Raw genomic sequence first — 21,846 nt, 5'->3', positions numbered from 1 at the left:
TTGCTCGGCGCGCGGCCGCGTAAATTGCCCGGTCGGTGGGGGATACGCCTTGTTAGACTGAAACTAGGTTTGCGGAGGCCCTGGACGCCAGGTACTCCGGTATCCACGGGTCGTGACAATCATCGGCTCGCCCTTCTGTCATAAAGGAGTCAGTATGCCCATCGCAACACCGGACGCATATGCAGAAATGCTCGACAAGGCGAAGACTAAAGGCTTCGCCTACCCGGCGATCAACGTGACCTCCTCTCAGACGCTCAACGCGGCGATCCGCGGTTTTGCCGAGGCAGGGTCCGACGGAATTATTCAGGTGTCGACGGGTGGCGCTGCTTACTGGTCCGGCTCCAGCAAGAAGGACATGGTTGTCGGATCGTTGGCGTTTGCCGCTTTCGCCCGTGAGGTTGCCAAGCAGTACGACGTCAACATCGCTCTGCATACCGACCACTGCCCCAAGGACAAGCTGGACGGCTTCGTCCTGCCGCTCCTCAAGGAATCCGAAGACGCCGTGGCTCGCGGCGAGGACCCCATCTTCAACTCCCACATGTGGGACGGTTCCGCGATCGAGCTCGAGGAAAACCTCCGCATCGGCGCGGACCTGATTGAGCGTACCGGCAAGGCCCACATCGTTCTGGAGGTCGAGATCGGTGCCGTGGGTGGTGAGGAAGACGGCGTAGTCGGCGAAATCAACGACACCCTCTACACGACCACCGAAGACGCGCTCAAGACCATCGAAGCCCTTGGTGAGAACGGTGAGAAGGGGCGCTACATCACCGCGTTGACCTTCGGTAACGTCCACGGCGTGTACAAGCCGGGTAACGTCAAGCTCCGCCCGGAGCTGTTGGATCAGATCCAGCGTGAGGTGGGCGAGAAGCTGGGCAAGGAACGCCCCTTCGATCTCGTCTTCCACGGCGGTTCCGGTTCGTCCGCTCAGGAAATCAAGGACGCGGTGTCCTTCGGTGTCATCAAGATGAACGTGGACACCGACACCCAGTACGCCTTCACCCGCCCAGTAGCCGGCCATATGCTCGGCAACTACGAGGGCGTTTTGAAGATCGACGGCGAGGTCGGCAACAAGAAGCTCTACGACCCCCGGACCTGGGGCGCCAAGGCCGAAGACGGTATGGCCGCTCGCGTCGTTCAGGCGTGCGAGAACCTCGGATCCGCGGGTACCGCGATCAAGTAGTCACACGAGGGCGATCGACCTCATTCACGGCGCGGGTGCATCCACAGGTGCACCCGCGCCTTCGTATTTCTCCGGGATATACACATGCGGTGGGCGGAGGGCCGGTGGCCTCGGTTCTTCGCCGACGCCGCGGGTAGGCTGGAGGCAGTCACCATCACCGATGAAAGGAGCCCAATATGAGCCTGGCAGGGAAGAACTTGTTGGACGGACCGGAACCCACGTATCTGGATGAGGAGCCGGAACTGAAGGCTCGTATTGAGGCGGGGGACGAAGGCGAAGACCTCGCCCGGGCCTTCCCCAAGTCATCGTTGGCTTGGTCCATTCTGGCCGAAGACGCGCTGAACTCGGGATACACCATCGAAGGCTATGCCTATGCCCGCGTGGGTTATCACCGCGGCCTGGATTCCCTCCGTGGTCACGGATGGAAGGGCCACGGACCCATTCCGTTCTCCCACGAGCCGAACCGCGGATTCCTCAAATCGCTCTACCTGCTCGGGCGCGCGGCGTCGGCTATTGGCGAGCAGGATGAGGCTGAACGCATCTCGACCTTCCTCAACGATTCGGATCCCGAGGCGGCGGCTCACTTCTCCGCGTAGTTTTCCCCCCACAACTCGGGGACGTCGGGTGTCCCTTTCGCCCATTATCGGGATAATTGGCTGTGGCCTCCCACAGCGTTGTGGGTCGGTTTTTCACTGAAAGGAACAGCGAAACATGCGTATTGGTGTGCCCACTGAGATCAAACCGGAGGAACGCCGCGTCGGGATGACCCCCGATGGCGTTCACGCCGCGGTTGAGGCCGGTCACGAGGTCTTCGTGCAATCCGGCGCGGGGGATGGCTCGGGCTTTAGCGATGCAGAATACGTCGAAGCCGGCGCCCAGATGGTGACTCAGGGCGAGGCCTGGTCTCGTGCGGAGCTTTTGGTCAAGGTCAAGGAACCCATCGAATCGGAGTACACCTTTTTACGTGAGGATTTGACGCTCTTCACGTACCTCCACTTGGCTGCGGACCGCGCGTTGACGGAAGCACTGCTGAAGGCCAAGACCACGGCCATTGCCTACGAGACCGTCCGCGATGGGCGATTCTTGCCGCTTTTGGCTCCGATGTCCGAGATCGCCGGTCGTCTGGCTGCACAAGCGGCGGCGCAGTTCACTCTTCATACGCAGGGCGGCCCGGGCATCCTCTTGGGTGGCGCCCCCGGTGTGGCACCCGCTCGTGTGCTCGTTTTGGGCGGCGGCGTGGTGGGTACGCAGGCCGCGTTGCTCGCCGTCGGGCTTCGGGCCGAAGTCACCATCCTGGACGCTTACCTTCCCCGAGTCCGCGAACTCACCGACTACTTCGGCAATTCCGCGCGGGTGCTGGCCAGCAACCCCCGCAACGTGGAACGGGAACTTGCGACGGCCGACGTCGTCATCGGATCGGTCTTGATCCCCGGGGCGGCGGCACCCAAGCTGGTGCGCCGCGAACACCTCTCGTTGCTCAAGCCCGATTCCTTGCTGATAGACGTCGCGATTGACCAGGGCGGATGCTTCGAAACATCGCATGCGACCACGTACGACGATCCGATTTTCGAGGTCGACGGGATTCGTCACTACTGCGTTGCCAACATGCCCGGAGCCGTGCCGCGTACCGCCACCGCCTCCCTAACCAACGCCACCTTGCCCTACGTCTTGCAACTGGCGCAGGGTGTGGACGCTGCCTTGGAATCCTCCGAGCCGTTGAAGAAGGGACTCAACACCGACGCCGGCCAGATCACGGTCCCCGGGGTCGCGCAAGCATTCTCGGATCTTCCGGCCCGTGTCTGACGTGGGAATACGCTAAAAACTCGTATTTGCTGTCAATTTGCAATAATCTCAGGCCATGATCGAGCAAGCCCACAACCAGCAGCCTCGCGGCGGCGCGAATGACGGAGCGATCTACCTCGTCTCCACGGCAGGAATCCCCAATTTTGGCGATGAACTCATAGCCCACCGGTGGGTTTCCTACCTTGCGAGAGTCGCGCCGCACCGCGAGGTGTGGCTGGATGTTCGTGAACCGGGGACGGTTTCGTCCCTGTTGAAGGGCATTCACCCGAACCTTCACGTGACGAATACCGCGATCCGTGCGGTGCATTCGTCCCTGCATGAGTCGGACCGAAGCGTGACCGATCTGGTGCAGAATCTGGGGTCGCCTCGTTTCGATGTGGGGTTGCTCGAGATGCGAGAAGCCTCGACGCTTCACCTGCTCGGGGGCGGGTTCGTCAACGCGATGTGGCACGAAAACGCCATGATTGTGGAAGCGATGCGGGCGGCGGCTGAGGTCTCGGGGGCTCGGCTCTTCGCCACCGGGCAAGGGATCATGCCACCTGGCCCCGAAACTTTCCAAGGATTCGATCACGTCAGCGTCCGTGATCGGCCGAGCGCGGATCACCTAGGCCGTGAACTCGGGTACGACGACGCCTTCTTGGTTCCCGAAACCCCCGCTGTTCCGGACGAGCCTCGCGCAACGGAAGCCATGGTGTGCCTTCAGGGGGACCTGTTGAATCCCGGTGACCTGGATCGGTTCGTGGAATTCACGACCGCTCAATTGCGCGCCTGGGACATTCCGCCGGAACGCGTGACCTACGTCGAAGCACTACCGGGGGAGGACTATCCCGGCCACGTCAAGCTTCGGGATTCATTCGGTGAACACCGCTTTGTTCCATTTAGCGCGATGTGGCGGGACGGCATCGAATGGGGCCCACACCAGGTGTGGATCACGACCCGTTTCCACCATCACCTCGTAGCGTCACTGCACGGTGCCCGCGGGATTGCCCTACCCGGTAAGGCCGGTTACTACGACATCAAACACAGCTCCCTGGCCGCCTTGGGCACCGGATGGCTTGTCAGCGCCGGAGACCCCAGCGATGTTCGGCCCTTGGATGCGCTGGGTGTGCCCCACGGATTGGAGAAACCCGTCGAGGCCAAAAACGCGGAAGCCGACGCCCTCTATCGGGACTATATGTAGCTGCGTCGCGGCGGACTCTGAGAGCGGACGAGGGCGTGAGGGCAGTCATTCGGTGTGTGACCCACCCAGCGGTTACGTCGTACCCTTGAGGTAACCCCTTGTGAGGGAGAAGTTTTCGGAACCATCTCACGCGAAACGGAGCGTCTCTTGACGAATCAGCCCCCTCAGAATCCGTCACCCAACCCCGAAGAGGGTTCCGGATCCGGCTACCGGCCCGAGTCGAAACAGAGCTCGGACTCGGCCTACGGACAGCAGCCGCATCAGGGGCCCGGCCCGAACCACGGTCCTGGCCCCACTCACGGTCCCGGTCCTTCGCACGGTCCTGGCCCGCAGCAGGGCCCTGGCCCGTCCTATGGCCCAGGTCCTTCGCACGGCCCTGGCGCGCAACAAGGCCCTGGTGGCCCCTCCTACGGACCAGGCCCGGCTGGCCCCGGCCCCTCATACGGCCCCGGATCTTTCGATGCTTACGGCAACCCCATTCCATCGGATGCCCGTACCTTGGCACTGTTCTCGCACCTTTCCACGGTGCTAGCCATGGTGATCTCTCTGGGGTCCTTGAGCTTCTTGGGCCCGCTGATCTTCTGGCTGATCTACAAGGACAAGCCGGGGTACCAATTTGTGCGAACGAGCTCGGCTGAGGCGTTCAACTTCAACGCCATCATCTGGATCGTGAATATTGCCGGAATTGTCATAACCGCGGTGACTTTCGGCTTGGGCGCGATCATTGCGGTTCCCGTAATGATCGTGGTGAGTATCATCGCCCTCGTTTGCCACATCGTGGGCGCGGTCAAAGCCAACCGTGGCGAGATCTATCGGTATCCCATGAAAATTTCCATCCTGAGCTAATCGGTAGGGTCCGCGTCGTGAACTCGCGGCGCGGGCCCCTGCGCAGGTCAGACCCCATCGCCAGGGACGTGCTCAGGGCCAGCGCTAGCGGGTATCCTGGTTGCTGGCCCACAGAGATGAGTCTCGACGCGCCACCCTCCGCCGTGAAACCCGGCGGAAACCTGTCTACAGGAGTGGAAGTTTCCAGATGCCCGCAATCGTAATCGTTGGCGCCCAGTGGGGCGACGAAGGCAAAGGCAAAGCCACCGACCTCCTCGGCGGTCGCGTCGACTACGTCGTCAAACCGAACGGTGGCAACAACGCTGGTCACACCGTGGTGGTGGGCGGCGAAAAATTTGAGCTCAAACTCCTTCCCGCAGGCATTTTGAGCCCCAATGCGACACCGATTATCGGCAATGGCGTCGTCGTCAATCCTGAGGCCTTGTTCGAAGAAATCGACGGGCTCGAGGCTCGCGGAGCAGATACCTCCAAACTGCGAATTTCCGCGAATGCGCACTTGGTCGCGCCCTTCCACCAGACCATGGATAAGGTCACGGAACGTTTCCTCGGGAAGCGGGCCATTGGCACCACTGGTCGTGGCATCGGCCCGGCCTACATGGACAAGATCGGCCGCCTCGGAATTCGTGTGCAGGACATCATGGACGAATCCATCCTGCGTCAAAAAGTCGAGGGCTCCCTCCGCCAGAAGAACGAACTGCTGGTCAAGGTCTACAACCGCCACCACGTCGAGGTTGAGGAGATCGTCGAGTACTTCATGTCCTTCGCTGAGCGCCTCAAGCCGATGATCGTCGACTCGACGCTGGTGCTGAATAAGGCCCTCGACCGCGGCGATAACATCCTGTTGGAAGGCGGTCAGGCAACCTTCCTCGACGTCGACCACGGCACCTATCCGTTTGTGACGTCGTCCAACCCCACGGCCGGCGGTGCCTCCGTGGGTTCGGGCATCGGCCCCACGCGCATTTCTCGCGTCGTGGGTATTCAGAAGGCCTACACCACCCGTGTGGGCGCAGGCCCCTTCCCCACCGAACTCTTCGACGAATGGGGCGAGTTCCTGCAGCGCACCGGCGGCGAATTCGGCGTCAATACCGGCCGTCCGCGCCGTTGCGGTTGGTACGACGCCGTCCTCGCGCGCCAAGCCGTCCGTATCAACGGCTTTACCGACCTCTTCCTGACCAAGATGGACGTCTTGACCGGCATCGAGAAGATCCCGGTGTGCGTGGCCTACGACGTCGACGGCGTGCGCCACGACGAAATCCCGATGACCCAAACCGATTTCCATCACGCGAAGCCCATCTACGAATACTTCGACGGGTGGACCGAGGATATTTCCCAGGCGACATCGTTGGAAGACCTCCCGGAGAACGCGCGCCTCTACGTGGAAAAGCTGGAGGAGCTCTCGGGATGCCGCATTTCCGCGGTCGGTGTGGGGCCAGGGCGCGAGAACACGATTGTGGTGCGGGACCTCATCTCCTAGTCAGCGGCGCAATGTACCGTTCGGTACCTCTATAGTTGGTCCTCATGGCCTATGTGATGAGTACCTTGATCGACTCCGACGATCACGTGACGACGCACGAGTCTGCGGAAGACGCGATCTCGGCACTGCACCAGAACCCAGGCGCCTCCGTGTGCCTGGTTCTGGAAGGGGCGACCGAGGAGGAACTGACGCACCTTGGTGAGGCCTTCAGCCTGCACCCTCTCGCGCTGGAGGATGCCTCCCACGGACACCAACGCCCCAAACTGGAACGCTACGGTGATGCCCTATTCCTCGCCGTGCACCCGATCGCTTACACAGACCAGACGGAAAAGCTCACGATCGACGAAGTGCACGCGTTCATTGGGCCAAACTACTTTGTGGTGACTCTGGCTCAGGGCGGTCCTTCCGAAACCATCGTTCGCCAGATGCAGCGTGCCTTCCGGCGCCCTCACCTGGACCCGCATAATCCCCAAACGTTGCTGTATTTCCTGCTCGACGTCGTCGTGGACGGATACGAACCCATCCTCATGGACTTGGAAGAGGACCTCGACGGGATCGAACAAGACCTCTTCGCCGGCGGAAACACCTCCCAACGGATCTACGAACTGTTCAATGAGGTCGTGAAATTCCAGAGGGCGACCCGGCCGCTGAGCTACATGCTCGACCTCCTGATGCGGGGCGCCGAGAAGTACGAAACTCCGCAGCAACTTCACCCTCACTTCCGTGACGTTCGAGACCACGTGCTGCGTGCGCTCGAACACTTGGATAGCCTGCGTTCGGCCCTGCAGAACGCCCTGACCGTCGATTCCACGCTCGTGGGTCAACGGCAGAATGACGCGATGAAAAAGCTCTCCAGCTGGGCCGCGATACTCGTGGTCCCCACCATCATCGCTGGAATCTACGGCATGAACTTTGAGAACATGCCGGAGCTGCAGTGGCCCCTGGGATATCCCTTTGCCCTGGGACTCATGGTGGGCATCGAGGTCGTCCTGTACATCATCTTCAAAAAGAAGAACTGGATGTGAAGGAAGCCGATACCAGCGGTATCGGCTCGAGTACGATAAGGGCGTGACCTGTCGGCCCCAGTGAAGGAGCAAGTCGTGAGCCAGCTTAAGGACGTCGTCATTGTGGGTGGTGCCCGTACCCCGCAAGGAAAGATCATGGGTCAGCTCGCGAGCCTCAGCGCGGTGGACCTTGGCGCTCATGCCATCGGGGCCGCTTTGGAACGCGCGGGAGTCGGTGCCGAGCACGTGGACCAGGTGTATATGGGGCACGTGATTCAGGCCGGGTGCGGGCAGAATCCGGCCAAGCAATCCGCCATGGCCGCGGGCATTTCCCGCGATGTTCCCGCGATGAGCCTCAACAAGGTCTGCCTTTCGGGGCTAGCCGCCGTGACCGAGGCCGCCCGGCTGATTCGGCTCGGAGAGGCCGAGGTGGTGGTGGCCGGTGGCCAGGAATCGATGTCGAGCGCTCCCCACGTGGCTCCTGGGGTTCGCAGCGGCAAAACCTACGGTGACCTGCGCTTGGTCGACGCCGTCGCCCGCGATGGCCTGACGGATGCCCAGGATGGTCGCGCGATGGGTGAGATGACCGAAGAGGATAACCATGCGCGCGGAATCGGTCGCGCGGAGCAGGACGAGATCGCGGCGGCCTCGCATCAACGCGCTGGTGACGCCGCGCGTCAGGGCATCTTTGCCGACGAGATTGCGCCCGTTTCTATTCCACAGCGCAAGGGCGAGCCGGTTGTTGTCTCGGAAGACCAAGGGGTGCGCCCGGACTCGACCGCCGAGGTTCTGGGCCGTTTGCGTCCGGCCTTCGCTCAAGATGGCACCATCACCGCAGGAAATTCTTCGCCTCTTTCCGACGGCGCCGCCGCCCTGGTGCTGACCTCCAAGGAATACGCCGATGCACACGGCCTGACCGTGTGGGCCGAGGTGGGATCTGCGGGTCAAACCGCCGGACCCGACGCCGCCCTGCATTCTCAGCCCTCCCAGGCCACCCAATCCGCACTCGACAAGGCCGGATGGTCGGCGGAGGAGCTCGACTTCTGGGAGATCAATGAAGCCTTCGCGGCGGTATCCTTGCAGTCGGGTCGAGACCTGGACGTTGACCAGGACAAGATCAACATTCACGGCGGCGCCATTGCGCTGGGCCACCCCATCGGGGCTTCCGGCGCGAGGTTGGCCCTTCACGCCGCCCTGGAACTCCATCGGCGTGGCGCAGGCAAAGCCGCCGTCTCGCTGTGCGGCGGGGGAGGACAGGGCGAAGCCCTCCTGCTCTTCCGCTGAAGCCCGAAGCCCCGCCGCTCAGGACGTCGTCCTGCGGCGGGCACACCCGACGACGCCTCACCACGTTCCCTCGTCACATCCGCGGGGAGCGTGCCCGACTATGGAGACATCATGACTCGACGCATCGAGCACCTGAAGGACCAAGCCTGCCTGATGGTGAAAGGACCAGATCGCCCAGGCATTGTGGCCGCCGTCGGATCCGCGATCGCACGCAACGGTGGCAATATTCTCCAGAGCGACCAGTTCACCAGCATCGACGCTGAACCTGTGTTCTACCAGCGGACCGTGTTCCACAGGGAGAACCTCACCGAATCTCTGGCCGACATCGAAGAAGACCTCGCGGAACAGCTGGCCCACGTTGGACTCGAATGGCGCCTCATCGATCGTTCCAAGCCCAAGCGCATGGTCGTGCTCGCTCCGAAGTCCGATCATTGCCTATTGGATCTCCTGTGGCGCCAGCAGCGCGGCGAATTGCCCGTCGAGATCCCCATGGTGATTTCCAACCACCCCGACCTCCGCGAAGAAGTCGAATACTTTGGTATCGACTTCCACCACGTCCCGTCCATGGGCGCGGACAAATCAGAGGCCGAGGCCCAGATTCTGGAGCTCATCTCAGGGCGTGCCGACTTCGTGGTGCTGGCGCGCTACATGCAGATTCTGTCCGAAGAGTTCTTGGGCGCCGTCGGGGTCCCGATTATCAACATTCACCATTCCTTCCTGCCCGCCTTCATCGGCGCAGGCCCGTACCGGATGGCGTGGGAACGCGGCGTCAAGCTGATCGGGGCCACGGCTCACTACGTCACCCCGGAGCTCGACGCCGGCCCCATCATCGAGCAAGACGTCACCCGAGTGGATCACACGTTTTCCCCGGCAGACCTCCAAAAGCGTGGGGCATACGTCGAGCGCGAGACGCTATCCCGGGCCGTGCAGGCGCATGCCGAGGACCGCGTGTTCTGGCACGGGAATCACGCGATCGTCTTCTGATCCTTTCGCGATCCTTTCGTGCCTAGACGCCCGCGGGATCGCGGCGGCCGAGGCGCACCTTCTTGACCTCGCGTCCTTTCTCAACGTCGGTGTCGCGGAACCCGAAGAACCAGGTCAACGTGAAGGACAAGACCAGCGCCACGGCCGAGGATAGGAGATAGCCCCAGAAGCTCGAGTCCAAGCCAGCGGGATTCACGAAGGACGTGAAACCGATCAGCGACCCTGTGAAGCCCCACATGTTGACGTGGAACAGGCCCGTCAACAGGCCGCCGACGGCCGAAGCGCACGAAGCCATGATGAACACCCGGCCGTACTTGAGGTTTACGCCGTACATCGCCGGCTCGGTGATCCCGCAGAACGCCGAAATTGCGGCCGGTCCGGAGAGTTGCTTGATCTTCTGGATCTTCGAGCGGAAAAAGACCGCGGCCACCGCACCACCCTGCGCAACCATCGTCACGGAAATCAGCGCATTGAGCTGAGAGTGTCCGCTCGTGGAAATATCCTGCGCGACCAGAGGGATGACGGCCCAGTGCAGGCCGAAAATGACCAGGCACTGATAGAGACCACCGATGATGAGCCCCGAAATTGCGGGGGAGAGATCGTAGAGGAACTGGATTCCTTGGGCGATGCCCGAGGACACCAGCGTGACGATGGGCCCCAACACGAGGATGATCGCCAGCGACACCACGACGACCTCGACCAACGGCACCAGGATCATCCGCAAGGTCACGGGGATGACCTTCTTGAGCCAAGGCTCCACCACGGACGCCAACCAGGCAGCCACAATGATCGGGAAGATCGTCGAGGAGTAGTCGGCCATGTGATACGGAAGACCGAAAAATTCCCCATTGAGGGACATGCCCGCAATGGATCCACGGCCCTCGCCCTGGGACATCTCTATCAGGCTTGGGTACGTGAGGACGCCGCCGATGATCGCGACGATGATGGGGTCCGAACCCAGCCGCCGGGCCGCCGTGTATCCCACAAAGATCGGCAGGAAGAAGAAGACGGCTCCGGACATCGCGTCGATCAGCGCGTAGGTCTGTGAATTCTCCGTGGTGACGCCGAAGGTCAGGAGCAGCGACAGGATGCCCTTGAGAATTCCTGCGGCCGCGAGCAATCCGATGATCGGAATCATCGATCCCGTGATGACTCCGATGAGCGAGCTGAACCCGTGTTTGACCCAGCCCCAAGCGGTATCGGGGCGTTCCGCGGCGGATTCTTCGGCCGAGGCGTCTTCGGCGGTCGCGGCATCGCCCAACTGGTTCTCGATGGCGGCGTACACGTCCTCCACGGCAGGCCCGATGACCACCTGATATTGACCGGCACCCTTGGCGACGTCGATGACGCCGTCCAGGTTGGCCACGGTTGCGTCGTCGGCCTTCTGGTCATCTCGAAGGTAGAAACGCACGCGGGTGATGCAGTGGGTGACGCTTCGGATATTGTCCTCGCCGCCCACGTGATGAATGATGTCCCACGCCAAGGCGTCATAGCCGGTGAGTCCCTCGGGGCGAGTCTCCGACGGGTTGTCTGGTGGGGTCGCGGTGCCCTCGGCGCTTCCGGTAGCGCTCGCCGCCGTGGCGCCGGAAGTACTACCGGATTTCTCGGCCGGTTGCGCGACCTTGGCGGTGGCCGCGGCAATGGGTTGACCGGCTTCTGCCTCGCCGCAATCCACGGTCCAGTGGCCGAGTCTCTTGGCGGAGTTGGTGATCACCAGGATTACCGTGGGGTCCTTCCCCGCTTCGCGGATTGCGGGGACATCCACAGTGCCGAGTGCCTGGCCCGCCGCCACCTCGTCGCCTTTGGCGACTCGCAGGTCAAAGGGTTCCCCGTGAAGTTCCACGGTGTCGATGCCGAGGTGGATCAAGAATTCCAGGCCGGACGACGTCTTGAGGCCGAGCGCGTGGCCCGACGACGCAACCATCGTGACGGTACCGCCGACCGGCGCCACGATCTCTGAGCCTTGAGGCTCGCTGATGCCAAGGCCTTCACCCACCATTTTCCCTGAGAATACGGGGTCGGGGACGGCGGTGATATCGATGACTTCGCCGGAGATCGGGGCGAGAATCTCGACGGGTTCCTCTGGGAGTTCGCTCATGGTTCTGGCTCCTCATTGAGTCGTACCCCACGCCGATGTGGCGTGGGGTACACACAAGAGTAGCTTTTCGCACCTGACGTGGGCACTCACGGGGTGCGTGGCGGCGATCCCCTTTTCGGCTAGTCCTTAACGGTCGCCGACGCGGCAACCGCGCCCGCAGAGATCTCGCCGCCCTGTACGTTCAGTGAGCTCAGCCGATCCGCGGAGTTGGTGATGACGACGATCGCCGTCGTGTCCTTGCCTGCGTCCTCGATGGCCTTGAGGTCCATGGTGCCCACGGATTGCCCGGCCTCTACACGATCGCCCTTGACGATCTCGATGTTGAAGGGCTCGCCTCGCAGTTCCACGGTGTCGATGCCCAGGTGCAACAGCACCTCTAGGCCGTCCTCGGTTTTGATGCCGAGGGCGTGCTTGCTGCTCGTTGCCACGGTCACCGTGCCGCTGACGGGAGCGACGATGTCTCCGTTCGTCGGATTCTGGACCCCGAATCCTTCGCCCATCATCTTTTGCGCGAAAACGGGATCTGCGACGTGCTCAATCCTGATGACTTCGCCGGACACCGGGCTGAGGATCTCGCTCGGATGGCCCACCTCGGCGGAACCGTCGGTGAAGTGAGAGGAAACGGTGTTCATGTCGTTTATCCTTTGTGAGGCAACACAATGTCGCGTCCCACTCTAGAACAGACGATCGCTCGCGATGCGGGCACCCTCCACGAGCGAACGGATCTTGGCCTCCGCGATATCCGGGTGAAGCCGTCCGCCCAAACCGCAGTCGGTACCCGCGACGACGTTCTCCCGCCCCACCACGGAAGCGAACTGCTCGATGCGCTGAGCAACGAGTTCGGGGTGCTCGACCACATTGGTCGAATGGGACACGACTCCGGGCACAATGATCTTTCCCTCGGGGAGGGCGACGTCTTCCCACGCCTTCCACTCGTGAGCGTGGCGGACGTTGGCGGCTTCGAAGACGTAAGCCCCGGCATTAATGGTGAAGAGCGACTCGATGAGATGTTTGATCTCGATGTCGGTGCTGTGGGGACCGTGCCAGGATCCCCAACACAGGTGAAAGCGCACCTGATCTTCGGGTATGCCGCGCAGGGCATGGTTTGCGGCCTCGATTGCGAGGCGATTGAACGAGAGATACTCGTCGATGCTCGGCTCGGGGACCAGCTGATCCCACGCCTCGGCGATCGACGGGTCGTCCAGCTGAAGAATGAAACCGGCGTCGGTGATGGCCTTATATTCCTCGTGAAGCACATCGGCCCAGGCATAGATGAACTCTTCGTCCGTCGCGTAGTACCGATTGCCGATGCGGGAGGCTGATCCGGGGGAGAGGGACGCCACGAAGGCCTCCGACGCGCCGTTCTGATCGACGGCGGATTTCAGATTCGCGATGTCGGTCTCTACGGCGTCCCGGCCTTCGTAGGTCAGCGGTCCGGTCGCGATCGGAAATTCACCGTCTGGGTCGTTGCCGAGGTCGATGGAACGATAGAAGTCCGCAAATCGGTTCCAGTCTCGACGCACGGCGAAACTGTTGTACCGGCCGTTGCCCGGCTCGCTGAGGATCTCCCGGAACGAGGCGCCGTCGACGGTCTCAAGGCCCCCGGTTCGGGCGAAGGAGTAGTGCCACCAGGCGCCGTAGTCGATGTCGTCGACCATCGCGTGACCGTATTCGCCGTCGTTGACGGTGTCGATGCCCCACTCGACCTGACGGGCCACGATGTCATCCACCGAGGCGGACAAGGTGCGACGAAATTCTTCGTCGGTGATCTTGCCGTCGCGACGTCGGGCATTGGCTTGGATCAGCTCGTCGGTGCGGGGCAGGGACCCGACGTGGGTCGTCCGGATGCGATCGGTGCTCCTCAACATGATTCCTCCATCGATCCTGGCGTGAGCACCGCTCCCATGGAAAGGGTCCGGTTGCTGCGACGTCGTAGAGCCAGGTCTCTCGGCCGCTCGGGATGGTGATGTACCCAATTCACCTTTCCCGGCGTTGACTAGGGAATCCAATCGAGGGCGCTGAAATCACGCCTGTGACACGCTGTTGCGCCACTGTTTCGTGTTACCGATTTGTGACGAATGGGGTTATGGTGTCGATTACACACCAGGATCATGTGGGTCACGGGGAATCGCTCTGTGCTCAATCTGAGGACTGGGGAACCACGCCCCAAACAGGGGAAACTACATCGCCGTCGCGCGCATCTACCGATGCCCACCGTCTCGCACGGGTATCGGGCGGAAACGTGCGATGACTCGTCTCTTAAAAGGGAATTTATGTCTGATAAGACTCAACAACAGGTGAGCAAGGACCCGGAGGAATCCGCATTCGAACAAGAGCAGGCGGGCTTCCATCAAAGTCTCGGGCCTCGTCAGCTCCAAATGATTGCCATCGGCGGTGCTATCGGTACGGGCCTGTTCTTGGGCGCCGGTGGCCGTCTCGCGAGTGCCGGCCCCTCGCTGTTTCTGGACTACGCCCTCTGCGGCATCATCGCGTACCTGATTCTTCGAGCTCTGGGTGAGCTCGTCGTGCATCGCCCCTCCTCGGGCTCTTTCGTCTCCTACACCCGAGAGTTCTACGGCGAGAAGGCGGCCTACGTCTCCGGGTGGATGTACTGGCTTAACTGGGCCACGACCGCGATCGTGGACTCCACCGCGATCGCGATCTACGTGCACTGGTTCGGTCAATACAGCGCCTTCATTGACGCGATTCCGCAGTGGCTGATCGCCCTCCTGGTGATCGTGATTGTGGTTCTCATGAACTTGATTTCGGTCAAGGTCTTTGGCGAGATGGAATTCTGGTTCGCGTTGATCAAGGTCGTCGCGCTGGTGACCTTCCTGGTCCTGGCCATCTTCTTCGTGATCTTCGGGACGCCCACCGGTTCGCCTCGTGGCCTGGGTCTGATCACCGATAACGGCGGCCTCTTCCCGAACGGCATCATGCCGGCACTGGTCATCATGCAGGGTGTCGTGTTTGCGTACGCTTCCATCGAGCTGGTGGGTACGACGTCGGGCGAAACCAAGAACGCGGAAAAGGTGATCCCCAAGGCGATCAACACCGTGATCCTGCGTATCGCGGTCTTCTACGTGGGCGCGATCTTCCTGCTCTGCCTTTTGCTTCCGTACACGGCCTTCAGCGCGGATGAGTCGCCGTTCGTGACGTTCTTCTCCTCGATCAACGTCAGCGCCGCTGGCCCGATCATGGAACTCGTCGTCATCACTGCGGCCCTCTCCTCGCTCAACGCGGGTCTATATTCCACGGGACGCATTCTTCACTCGATGTCGATGGCGGGTTCCGCGCCGAAGTTCGCACAGCACCTCACCAAGTCCGGCGTTCCCTACGGCGGCATTCTGCTGACCGCGGGTGTCGCGCTGTTGGGCGTGGTGTTGAACTACTTCGTCCCGGACGAGGCCTTTGAAATCGTGCTGAATATTGCCTCGCTCGGCATCATCGCCGGTTGGGCCGCGATCACGTTGGCGCACATGAAGTTCGTGCAGCTGGCCAAACAGGGCAAGTACAAGCGGCCCGAGTATCGGGCGCCCTGGGCACCGTTCACCAACTGGATTACGTTGGTGTTCCTCGTTGGTGTGGTCGTGCTGATCGGCTTCGACTATCCGGTGGGTACCTACACCTTGGCTTCGATGATCATCATCATCCCGGCCTTGATCATTGGGTGGTTTGTGGTGCGCACCCGCGTGCGCGAACTGGCCGCTGAGCGTGAAGGATTCACGGGCATGTACCCGATTGTCGCGGACCGCCCCGCAGCTCACCGCGACAACCGTCATCACACGGGTCGTGGCAGCACCACCATCATTCACGAGGAGGACGACCCCAAGGATCACTGATCCCGACGTCACCTCGTGGTTACGGTCCCGTCCCTGAAGTATCAGGGGCGGGGCCGTCGTCGTTGTGCTCGCGTTTCATCATGCAAGAAACCCCGGACTGTTCATGGGCGTGAGACATCGCGGGAGTACCCTGGGACGAAGCAAAACACCTTGGAGGAGTACACATGCCCGATCTGCGATCCAGGACTTCGACGCACGGACGCAACATGGCAGGCGCCCGCGCTCTGTGGCGCGCCACCGGTATGAAGAAGGAAGATTTCGGGAAGCCGATTGTGGCGATCGCGAACTCTTTCACGCAGTTTGTGCCGGGCCACGTTCACCTCAAGAACATGGGCTCGCTCGTGGCCAGCGCGATCGAAGAGGCGGGCGGCGTCGCCAAGGAGTTTAATACCATCGCGGTGGACGACGGCATCGCCATGGGGCACGACGGCATGCTCTACTCCCTGCCTTCCCGCGACATCATCGCCGACTCCGTGGAATACATGGTTCAGGCGCACCGGGCCGACGCACTGGTGTGCATCTCCAACTGCGACAAGATCACCCCCGGAATGCTCATGGCCGCGATGCGCTTGAACATTCCGGTGGTCTTCGTCTCCGGCGGCCCGATGGAATCCGGAAACGCCGTGGAGGGGGTCATCGAGCACCGCATCGACCTGGTGGACGCGATGTCCTACGCGGTCGATGAATCCGTGACCGACGAGCAGCTCGGACTGATCGAGGAAAACGCCTGCCCGACCTGTGGCTCGTGCTCGGGCATGTTCACGGCGAACTCGATGAACTGCCTCACCGAGGCCCTGGGGCTTTCGTTACCCGGTAACGGCACGACCCTCGCGACACAGGTCGCCCGCCGCGAGCTCTTCCTCAAGGCGGGCCGCACCGTCGTCGAGATCGCCAAGAAGTACTACGAAGACGACGACGATTCCGTTCTCCCCCGGAATATCGCGACCAAGAACGCCTTCACCAATGCGATGGCGCTGGATATCGCGATGGGTGGTTCGACGAATACGGTTCTGCACATCCTCGCCGCCGCGCAAGAGGCCGAGGTGGACTTCAACCTCAAGGACATCGACGAGCTCTCCCGGCGCGTGCCGTGCCTGGCCAAGGTGGCACCCAACTCCACGCAGTTCCACATCGAACACGTCCACAAGGCCGGCGGTATCCCCGCGATCCTGGGTGAGTTGGACCGAGCCGGCCTGTTCCTACATGACGGAGTCCGCACGGTGCACGCGGAGTCGGTCGACGCCTGGCTCAACGAATGGGACATCCGCCGTGATACCGCTTCCGAGCGCGCGCGGGAGCTTTTCCTTGCCGCCCCTGGTGGAGTGCGGACGACGCAGGCATTTTCCACGGCCAATAAGTTTGAAGAACACGATACGGACCCGGAATTTGGCTGCATCCACTCGGTGGAGCATGCCTACACCAAGGACGGCGGCCTCGCGATCCTGTTTGGCAATATCGCCGAAGACGGCGCGGTGATCAAGACCGCCGGTATCGACGAGAGCCTGTTCCACTTCCGTGGCAAGGCCTTTGTGGTCGAGTCGCAGGACGAGGCCGTGTTCGAGATCCTGTCCAAGCACGTCGAGCCAGGGGACATCGTCGTGATCCGTTACGAAGGCCCCAAGGGCGGCCCGGGCATGCAGGAGATGCTGTACCCCACCTCGTACCTCAAGGGCTTGGGGCTCGGGAAGGAATGCGCGCTCATTACGGATGGACGCTTTTCCGGCGGTACCTCGGGAATCTCGATCGGCCACATCTCGCCAGAGGCTGCGGCCGGCGGCGCCGTGGGGTTGATCGAGCACGGAGACGAAATCGAGATCGACGTCGCCAACCGACTCCTCCAGGTTCATGTGTCGGATGAGGAACTGGCCCGACGGCGTGAGGCCCGTGGGCCGCTTCCCTGGAAGCCGTCGAAGCCGAGGGAGCGTCAGGTCTCCAAGGCCTTGCGCGCGTATGCCTCGATGGTCACGAGTGCGGACAAAGGTGCCGTGAGGATCGTTCCGGAGTAAGCTCTCCGGAGCAGACCGAGAGGTCGGCACCCCTAGGCTTGAGATTCAAGTTGTCCACGAGGAAGTTTCCTCGTGGACAACTTGTGTTGTGGCACTGGTTACACTCGGCGTGAAATTTGACTATGCTGGCGCACAACATTCACGAGCCGACAGGGGTTCGTGCTCTGAATAATTGCGAGGTATCCATGTCTTCACGCGGCTCATCCACCTCGGCCAAAGATCGATCGGCCGAGGGAGCGCAGAAGCAGTTCGAGGCTGAACAAGAAGGCTTCAAGAAAGGGCTCACCCCCCGCCAGCTCCAGATGATCGCGATCGGCGGCTCGATCGGAACCGGTCTCTTCTTGGGGACGGGAGGGCGCTTACAAAGTGCCGGTCCCACGCTGTTCATCCTGTACGCCGTCGCCGGTTTCTTTGGGTACCTCATCTTGCGCCAGCTCGGTGAGCTCGTGGTGCACCGGCCGTCCTCAGGGTCTTTTGTGTCCTATTGCCGTGAGTTCTACGGCGAAAAATCCGCGTACTTTGTGGGCTGGATGTATTGGTTGAGCTGGGCGACCACAACGGTGGTCGACGCGACCGCCATGGCGATCTACATCAAGTGGTTTGGGCACTACATTCCGTTCCTGGGGGAGATTCCCCAGTGGGTTCTCGCCTTCGTGGTGATCCTGATCGTGACCGTCACGAACCTCATTTCGGTCAAGGTCTTCGGGGAGATGGAATTCTGGTTCGCGGTCATTAAGGTCGCGGCACTGGTGATCTTTATGATCGTCGGCATTTTCTTCGTGATCTTCGGTTCACCCTCCGGAGCGTCTACGGGTTTCCACCTGATCTCCGAGAGCGGCGGGATGTTGCCCAATGGGTTGTTGCCGGCGCTGGTGGTTTCGCAGGGCGTCGTCTTTGCGTATTCGGGCATTGAGTTGGTGGGTACGGCCTCGGGCGAAACCCAAGAGCCCGGTCGAGTGATTCCGCGAGCCATCAACTCGGTGATCGCGCGCATCGCCGTGTTCTATGTGGGTTCCGTTCTCCTGCTCTGCCTCCTCCTTCCGTACACTCAGTACAGCGACAACGAATCTCCGTTCGTCACGTTCTTCTCCTCGATTGGCGTGGATGCGGCCGGACCGATCATGCAGCTGGTCGTCATTACCGCGGCGCTCTCGTCCTTGAATGCCGGTCTGTACTCGACCGGTCGCATTGTTCACTCGATGGCGATGGCCGGATCTGCGCCGAAATTCGCTCAGAAGTTGACCAAAGCGGGCGTTCCCTTCGCGGGCATCCTCCTGACAACGGGTGTTGGCGTCCTCGGTGTCATCCTGAACTATTTGGTTCCGGAGGCGGCCTTCGAGATCGTGCTCAACCTCTCCGCGGTCGGGATCATCGTGGGTTGGGCAGCCATTACTCTGCCTCACCAGAAATTCGTGGCTCTCGCGAAGAAGGGGCTGTATCAGAGGCCAAAGTATCGCGCACCCTTCGCGCCGTTTACCAACTGGCTCACCATGCTGTTTTTGATAGCGGTGATGGTGTTGATCGCCTTCGACTTCCCCGTCGGTACGTATACCTTGGCGTCGATGGTCGCGATCATTCCGCTGATGATCATCGGGTGGTTTATGGTGCGTCGTCGCGTGATGGAGGTCGCCGCCCAGCGTGAGGGCTACACCGGCGCCTTCCCGGTCGTGGCCCAATGGCCGACCACGAGCGAACATGACGGCAAGGATCACCATCGTGGCTCGACCACGACGATTCACACGGAGGACGAGAAAGACTAATTTCGTCCCTTCACCAAAAGGCTCCCCGCCCTAGTGGGGAGCCTTTTGTGTTCCCGGGGTCAGATTGCCGCGGTATCGATCTTTGAGAAGGTGGCTTTCATGGGCCAAATTGCCGGGTACACTTTTCCTGACATCCCGATTCGGTGAAGTGGGTCACAGCGTTGTGACGTGCTGACGAGTCGGGATTCGCAATGATCTTGAGCGACCGCGGCAAAGGAGCCTGTCGAGTTCGACGGCGTCTTTCCCGGGGCTCCCCAACCCAACAAAGGGCTTGCATGTCATCAAAATCGACGATCCAAGAAACTCCTGAGTCTGCCTCAGGTAATACCAAGGAATTCCTGGCCGCAGAGGATCAAGGTCTCCACAAGGGCCTCGGTGCCCGCCAGCTCCAAATGATCGCCATTGGCGGTGCCATCGGAACGGGCCTGTTCCTGGGCGCGGGTGGTCGTCTGCAAAGTGCCGGGCCGTCCCTGTTCATCATTTACGGCATTTGTGGATTCTTCGGGTACCTCATCCTCCGGTCCCTCGGCGAACTGGTGTGTCACCGTCCGTCGTCGGGATCCTTCGTGTCCTATACCCGCGAATTCTATGGCGAGAAGGCCGCATACGTTTCTGGCTGGCTGTACTGGCTGAACTGGGCCATGACGGCCATTGCCGACGCCACGGCCATCGCGATTTACGTCAAGTGGTTCGGCCACTACAGCGATTTCGTCGCGTCGATTCCGCAGTGGGTTTCCGCGCTGGCGGTGATCGCGATTGTCGTCGCCACCAACCTCATTTCGGTCAAGGTCTTTGGCGAGATGGAATTCTGGTTTTCGCTGATCAAGGTTGCTGCCTTGGTGATCTTCCTGGTGGTCGGCATCATCTTCGTGATCTTCGGGTCCCCGAACGGCAGCCCCACGGGATTCCAGCTGATTACGGACCATGGTGGGCTTTTCCCCGCGGGTGGCTTGGCGGCGCTCGTCGTCGTTCAAGGTGTGGTTTTTGCGTACGCCGGTATCGAGCTCGTGGGCACCACGTCCGGTGAGACTCGAAATGCCGAGAAAGTGATCCCGAAGGCCATCAATACCGTGATTCTGCGCATTGCGGTGTTCTATGTGGGTTCCGTCCTGTTGCTGTGCATGCTCTTGCCGTACACGCAATACAGTGAGGACGAATCTCCCTTCGTCACCTTCTTCGCATCCATCGGAGTGGACGCCGCCGGCCCGATCATGCAGCTCGTGGTGATTACGGCCGCGCTGTCGTCGTTGAATGCCGGCCTGTACTCCACCGGACGCATCATGCACTCGATGTCAATGGCGGGCTCTGCCCCGAAATTTGCCTCGAAGCTCAATAAATCCGGCGTGCCCTTTGGTGGAATCCTGCTGACGGCGGCCGTGGCCCTGCTCGGCGTAGTCCTGAACTACCTGGTTCCGGAGGCGGCTTTTGAGATCGTGCTGAATATTTCCGCGGTCGGCACCATGGCCTCTTGGGCGGCCATCACGATGTCTCACCAGAAGTTTGTGAAGCTCTCCAAGCTCGGTCACTACGTCCGGCCGAAGTATCGTGCACCTTTCGCGCCGTTCACCAACTGGCTCACCGTCGGTTTTCTTGTGGCCGTCATGGTGCTCATCGCGCTGGATTATCCCGTGGGGACGTACACCCTGGGGGCCATGCTGATTATCATCCCGTTGCTCGTGATCGGCTGGTTCGTCGTGCGTGGTCGGGTCATGCAGATCGCGGCCGAACGTGAGGGAATCACGGGCATTTATCCCGTGCTCGCCGTGCGGCCGTCGGTGGAGGTTCAGCACATGAACCAGGACCATCGCGAAGGGCGGTAAGTAGCGGCCGACGCCGTCCGGGCTGTACCGGGCGGCGTCGGCACCTTAGCGCACCACCGAACTGAGAAGCAGGCTCGTTTCACTATTGACGACGCCGTCGATCCCGCGGATGCGCTTGAGCACGGCGTCGAAGTCCTGCAAATCCACGCAGGTGAGTTCGGCGACCAAGTCCCATCCGCCGTTGGTGGTGTGGAGTGCGAGAATCTCGGGAAGGCCGCGCAATTCGTGAATCACGTGGTCGGTGGTTCGGCCCTCAACCTCGATGAGAGAGATGGCCCGGACCTGTGCAACATCGGCATAGTCGCGCACCCGGACGCTAAATCCCACGATGATCCCCCGAGCGGTGAGGGAATCCATGCGTTTAGTCACGGTGGTTCGCGAGACGCCCAGTTCTTGGGCCAGGGCGGCGACGGGAGTTCGACCGTCCTTGCGGAGGGCGGCGATGAGGCGTCGATCGAGATCGGTGAGGCGTTCCATGAACAGAATGCTAAACGAAAGCTCTCAATCTGCACATTGTGCCGTCAGATTGACGGCACAATGCCAATTTTGGACCTAATGTGAAATC

Annotated in this window: 17 protein-coding genes and 1 riboswitch; of the genes, 13 read left to right on the top strand and 4 right to left on the bottom strand. The window is 61.4% G+C overall.

The window, feature by feature from the left end; all coding sequences use genetic code 11:
• The first annotated feature begins 154 nt into the window (after nt 1-154).
• From fbaA to purU, 9 genes are all read left to right on the top strand, one after another.
• Nucleotides 155-1,180, top strand: a complete 1,026-nt coding sequence (fbaA, locus tag B9Y51_RS04000) for a class II fructose-bisphosphate aldolase (protein WP_048682001.1) — start codon at nt 155-157, stop codon at nt 1,178-1,180.
• A gap of 176 nt (nt 1,181-1,356) precedes the next feature.
• The gene (locus tag B9Y51_RS03995; protein ID WP_085528846.1) at nt 1,357-1,776 is read left to right on the top strand and encodes a DUF3151 domain-containing protein; all 420 of its coding nucleotides are present in this window, start codon (nt 1,357-1,359) and stop codon (nt 1,774-1,776) included.
• A 115-nt stretch (nt 1,777-1,891) separates the two neighbouring features.
• Nucleotides 1,892-2,983: an alanine dehydrogenase gene (gene ald / locus B9Y51_RS03990; RefSeq protein ID WP_048681995.1), complete on the top strand. Its 1,092-nt coding sequence runs from the start codon at nt 1,892-1,894 to the stop codon at nt 2,981-2,983.
• 55 nt (nt 2,984-3,038) lie between these two features.
• On the top strand, nt 3,039-4,163 hold the full coding sequence (locus B9Y51_RS03985; protein ID WP_085528845.1) for a polysaccharide pyruvyl transferase family protein: 1,125 nt from the start codon (nt 3,039-3,041) through the stop codon (nt 4,161-4,163).
• Nucleotides 4,164-4,310: 147 nt separating this feature from the next.
• Complete coding sequence (locus tag B9Y51_RS11410; protein WP_143467980.1) at nt 4,311-5,009, top strand: DUF4870 domain-containing protein; 699 nt, start codon at nt 4,311-4,313, stop codon at nt 5,007-5,009.
• 187 nt (nt 5,010-5,196) lie between these two features.
• Nucleotides 5,197-6,483 (top strand): adenylosuccinate synthase, encoded by a 1,287-nt coding sequence (locus B9Y51_RS03975; protein ID WP_048681986.1) that lies wholly within the window; start codon nt 5,197-5,199, stop codon nt 6,481-6,483.
• 56 nt (nt 6,484-6,539) lie between these two features.
• Complete coding sequence (gene corA / locus B9Y51_RS03970) at nt 6,540-7,508, top strand: magnesium/cobalt transporter CorA (RefSeq protein WP_065424309.1); 969 nt, start codon at nt 6,540-6,542, stop codon at nt 7,506-7,508.
• 75 nt (nt 7,509-7,583) lie between these two features.
• Nucleotides 7,584-8,771: an acetyl-CoA C-acetyltransferase gene (locus tag B9Y51_RS03965; protein ID WP_048681980.1), complete on the top strand. Its 1,188-nt coding sequence runs from the start codon at nt 7,584-7,586 to the stop codon at nt 8,769-8,771.
• Between the two features lie 111 nt (nt 8,772-8,882).
• Complete coding sequence (gene purU / locus B9Y51_RS03960; protein ID WP_085528844.1) at nt 8,883-9,755, top strand: formyltetrahydrofolate deformylase; 873 nt, start codon at nt 8,883-8,885, stop codon at nt 9,753-9,755.
• 22 nt (nt 9,756-9,777) lie between these two features.
• Here the strand turns inward: purU and B9Y51_RS03955 are convergent, their stop codons facing one another.
• From B9Y51_RS03955 to B9Y51_RS03945, 3 genes are all read right to left on the bottom strand, one after another.
• Nucleotides 9,778-11,853, bottom strand: coding sequence for a PTS sugar transporter subunit IIABC (locus B9Y51_RS03955; RefSeq protein WP_085528843.1), 2,076 nt, complete (start codon nt 11,851-11,853; stop codon nt 9,778-9,780).
• Nucleotides 11,854-11,972: 119 nt separating this feature from the next.
• A complete protein-coding gene (locus B9Y51_RS03950; RefSeq protein ID WP_085528842.1) occupies nt 11,973-12,485 on the bottom strand; it encodes a PTS sugar transporter subunit IIA in 513 nt (170 codons plus the stop codon).
• Nucleotides 12,486-12,527: 42 nt separating this feature from the next.
• Nucleotides 12,528-13,721, bottom strand: coding sequence for a cobalamin-independent methionine synthase II family protein (locus B9Y51_RS03945; protein WP_085528841.1), 1,194 nt, complete (start codon nt 13,719-13,721; stop codon nt 12,528-12,530).
• A gap of 4 nt (nt 13,722-13,725) precedes the next feature.
• Nucleotides 13,726-13,820, bottom strand: a riboswitch (SAM riboswitch).
• A 306-nt stretch (nt 13,821-14,126) separates the two neighbouring features.
• Between B9Y51_RS03945 and B9Y51_RS03940 the strand changes: the two genes are divergently transcribed.
• The 4 genes from B9Y51_RS03940 (at nt 14,127) to B9Y51_RS03925 (ending at nt 21,281) form a co-directional block, all read left to right on the top strand.
• Entirely contained in the window at nt 14,127-15,695 is a 1,569-nt protein-coding gene (locus B9Y51_RS03940) for an amino acid permease (RefSeq protein ID WP_085528840.1), read from the top strand.
• A 164-nt stretch (nt 15,696-15,859) separates the two neighbouring features.
• Complete coding sequence (gene ilvD, locus B9Y51_RS03935) at nt 15,860-17,701, top strand: dihydroxy-acid dehydratase (RefSeq protein ID WP_085528839.1); 1,842 nt, start codon at nt 15,860-15,862, stop codon at nt 17,699-17,701.
• Between the two features lie 185 nt (nt 17,702-17,886).
• Nucleotides 17,887-19,461 (top strand): amino acid permease, encoded by a 1,575-nt coding sequence (locus tag B9Y51_RS03930; protein WP_085528926.1) that lies wholly within the window; start codon nt 17,887-17,889, stop codon nt 19,459-19,461.
• Nucleotides 19,462-19,736: 275 nt separating this feature from the next.
• Nucleotides 19,737-21,281, top strand: a complete 1,545-nt coding sequence (locus B9Y51_RS03925) for an amino acid permease (RefSeq protein ID WP_085528838.1) — start codon at nt 19,737-19,739, stop codon at nt 21,279-21,281.
• Nucleotides 21,282-21,326: 45 nt separating this feature from the next.
• Here B9Y51_RS03925 and B9Y51_RS03920 read toward each other — a convergent pair whose 3' ends face one another.
• Nucleotides 21,327-21,758: an Lrp/AsnC family transcriptional regulator gene (locus tag B9Y51_RS03920; RefSeq protein ID WP_085528837.1), complete on the bottom strand. Its 432-nt coding sequence runs from the start codon at nt 21,756-21,758 to the stop codon at nt 21,327-21,329.
• Nucleotides 21,759-21,846: the final 88 nt, after the last annotated feature.

The sequence above is a fragment of the Kocuria massiliensis genome, from assembly GCF_900169715.1.
In the GTDB taxonomy this organism is placed as follows: Bacteria; Actinomycetota; Actinomycetes; order Actinomycetales; family Micrococcaceae; genus Rothia; species Rothia massiliensis.
The sequence above is the reverse complement of the archived record's forward strand: the minus strand, read 5'-3'. Positions and strand labels throughout refer to the sequence as shown.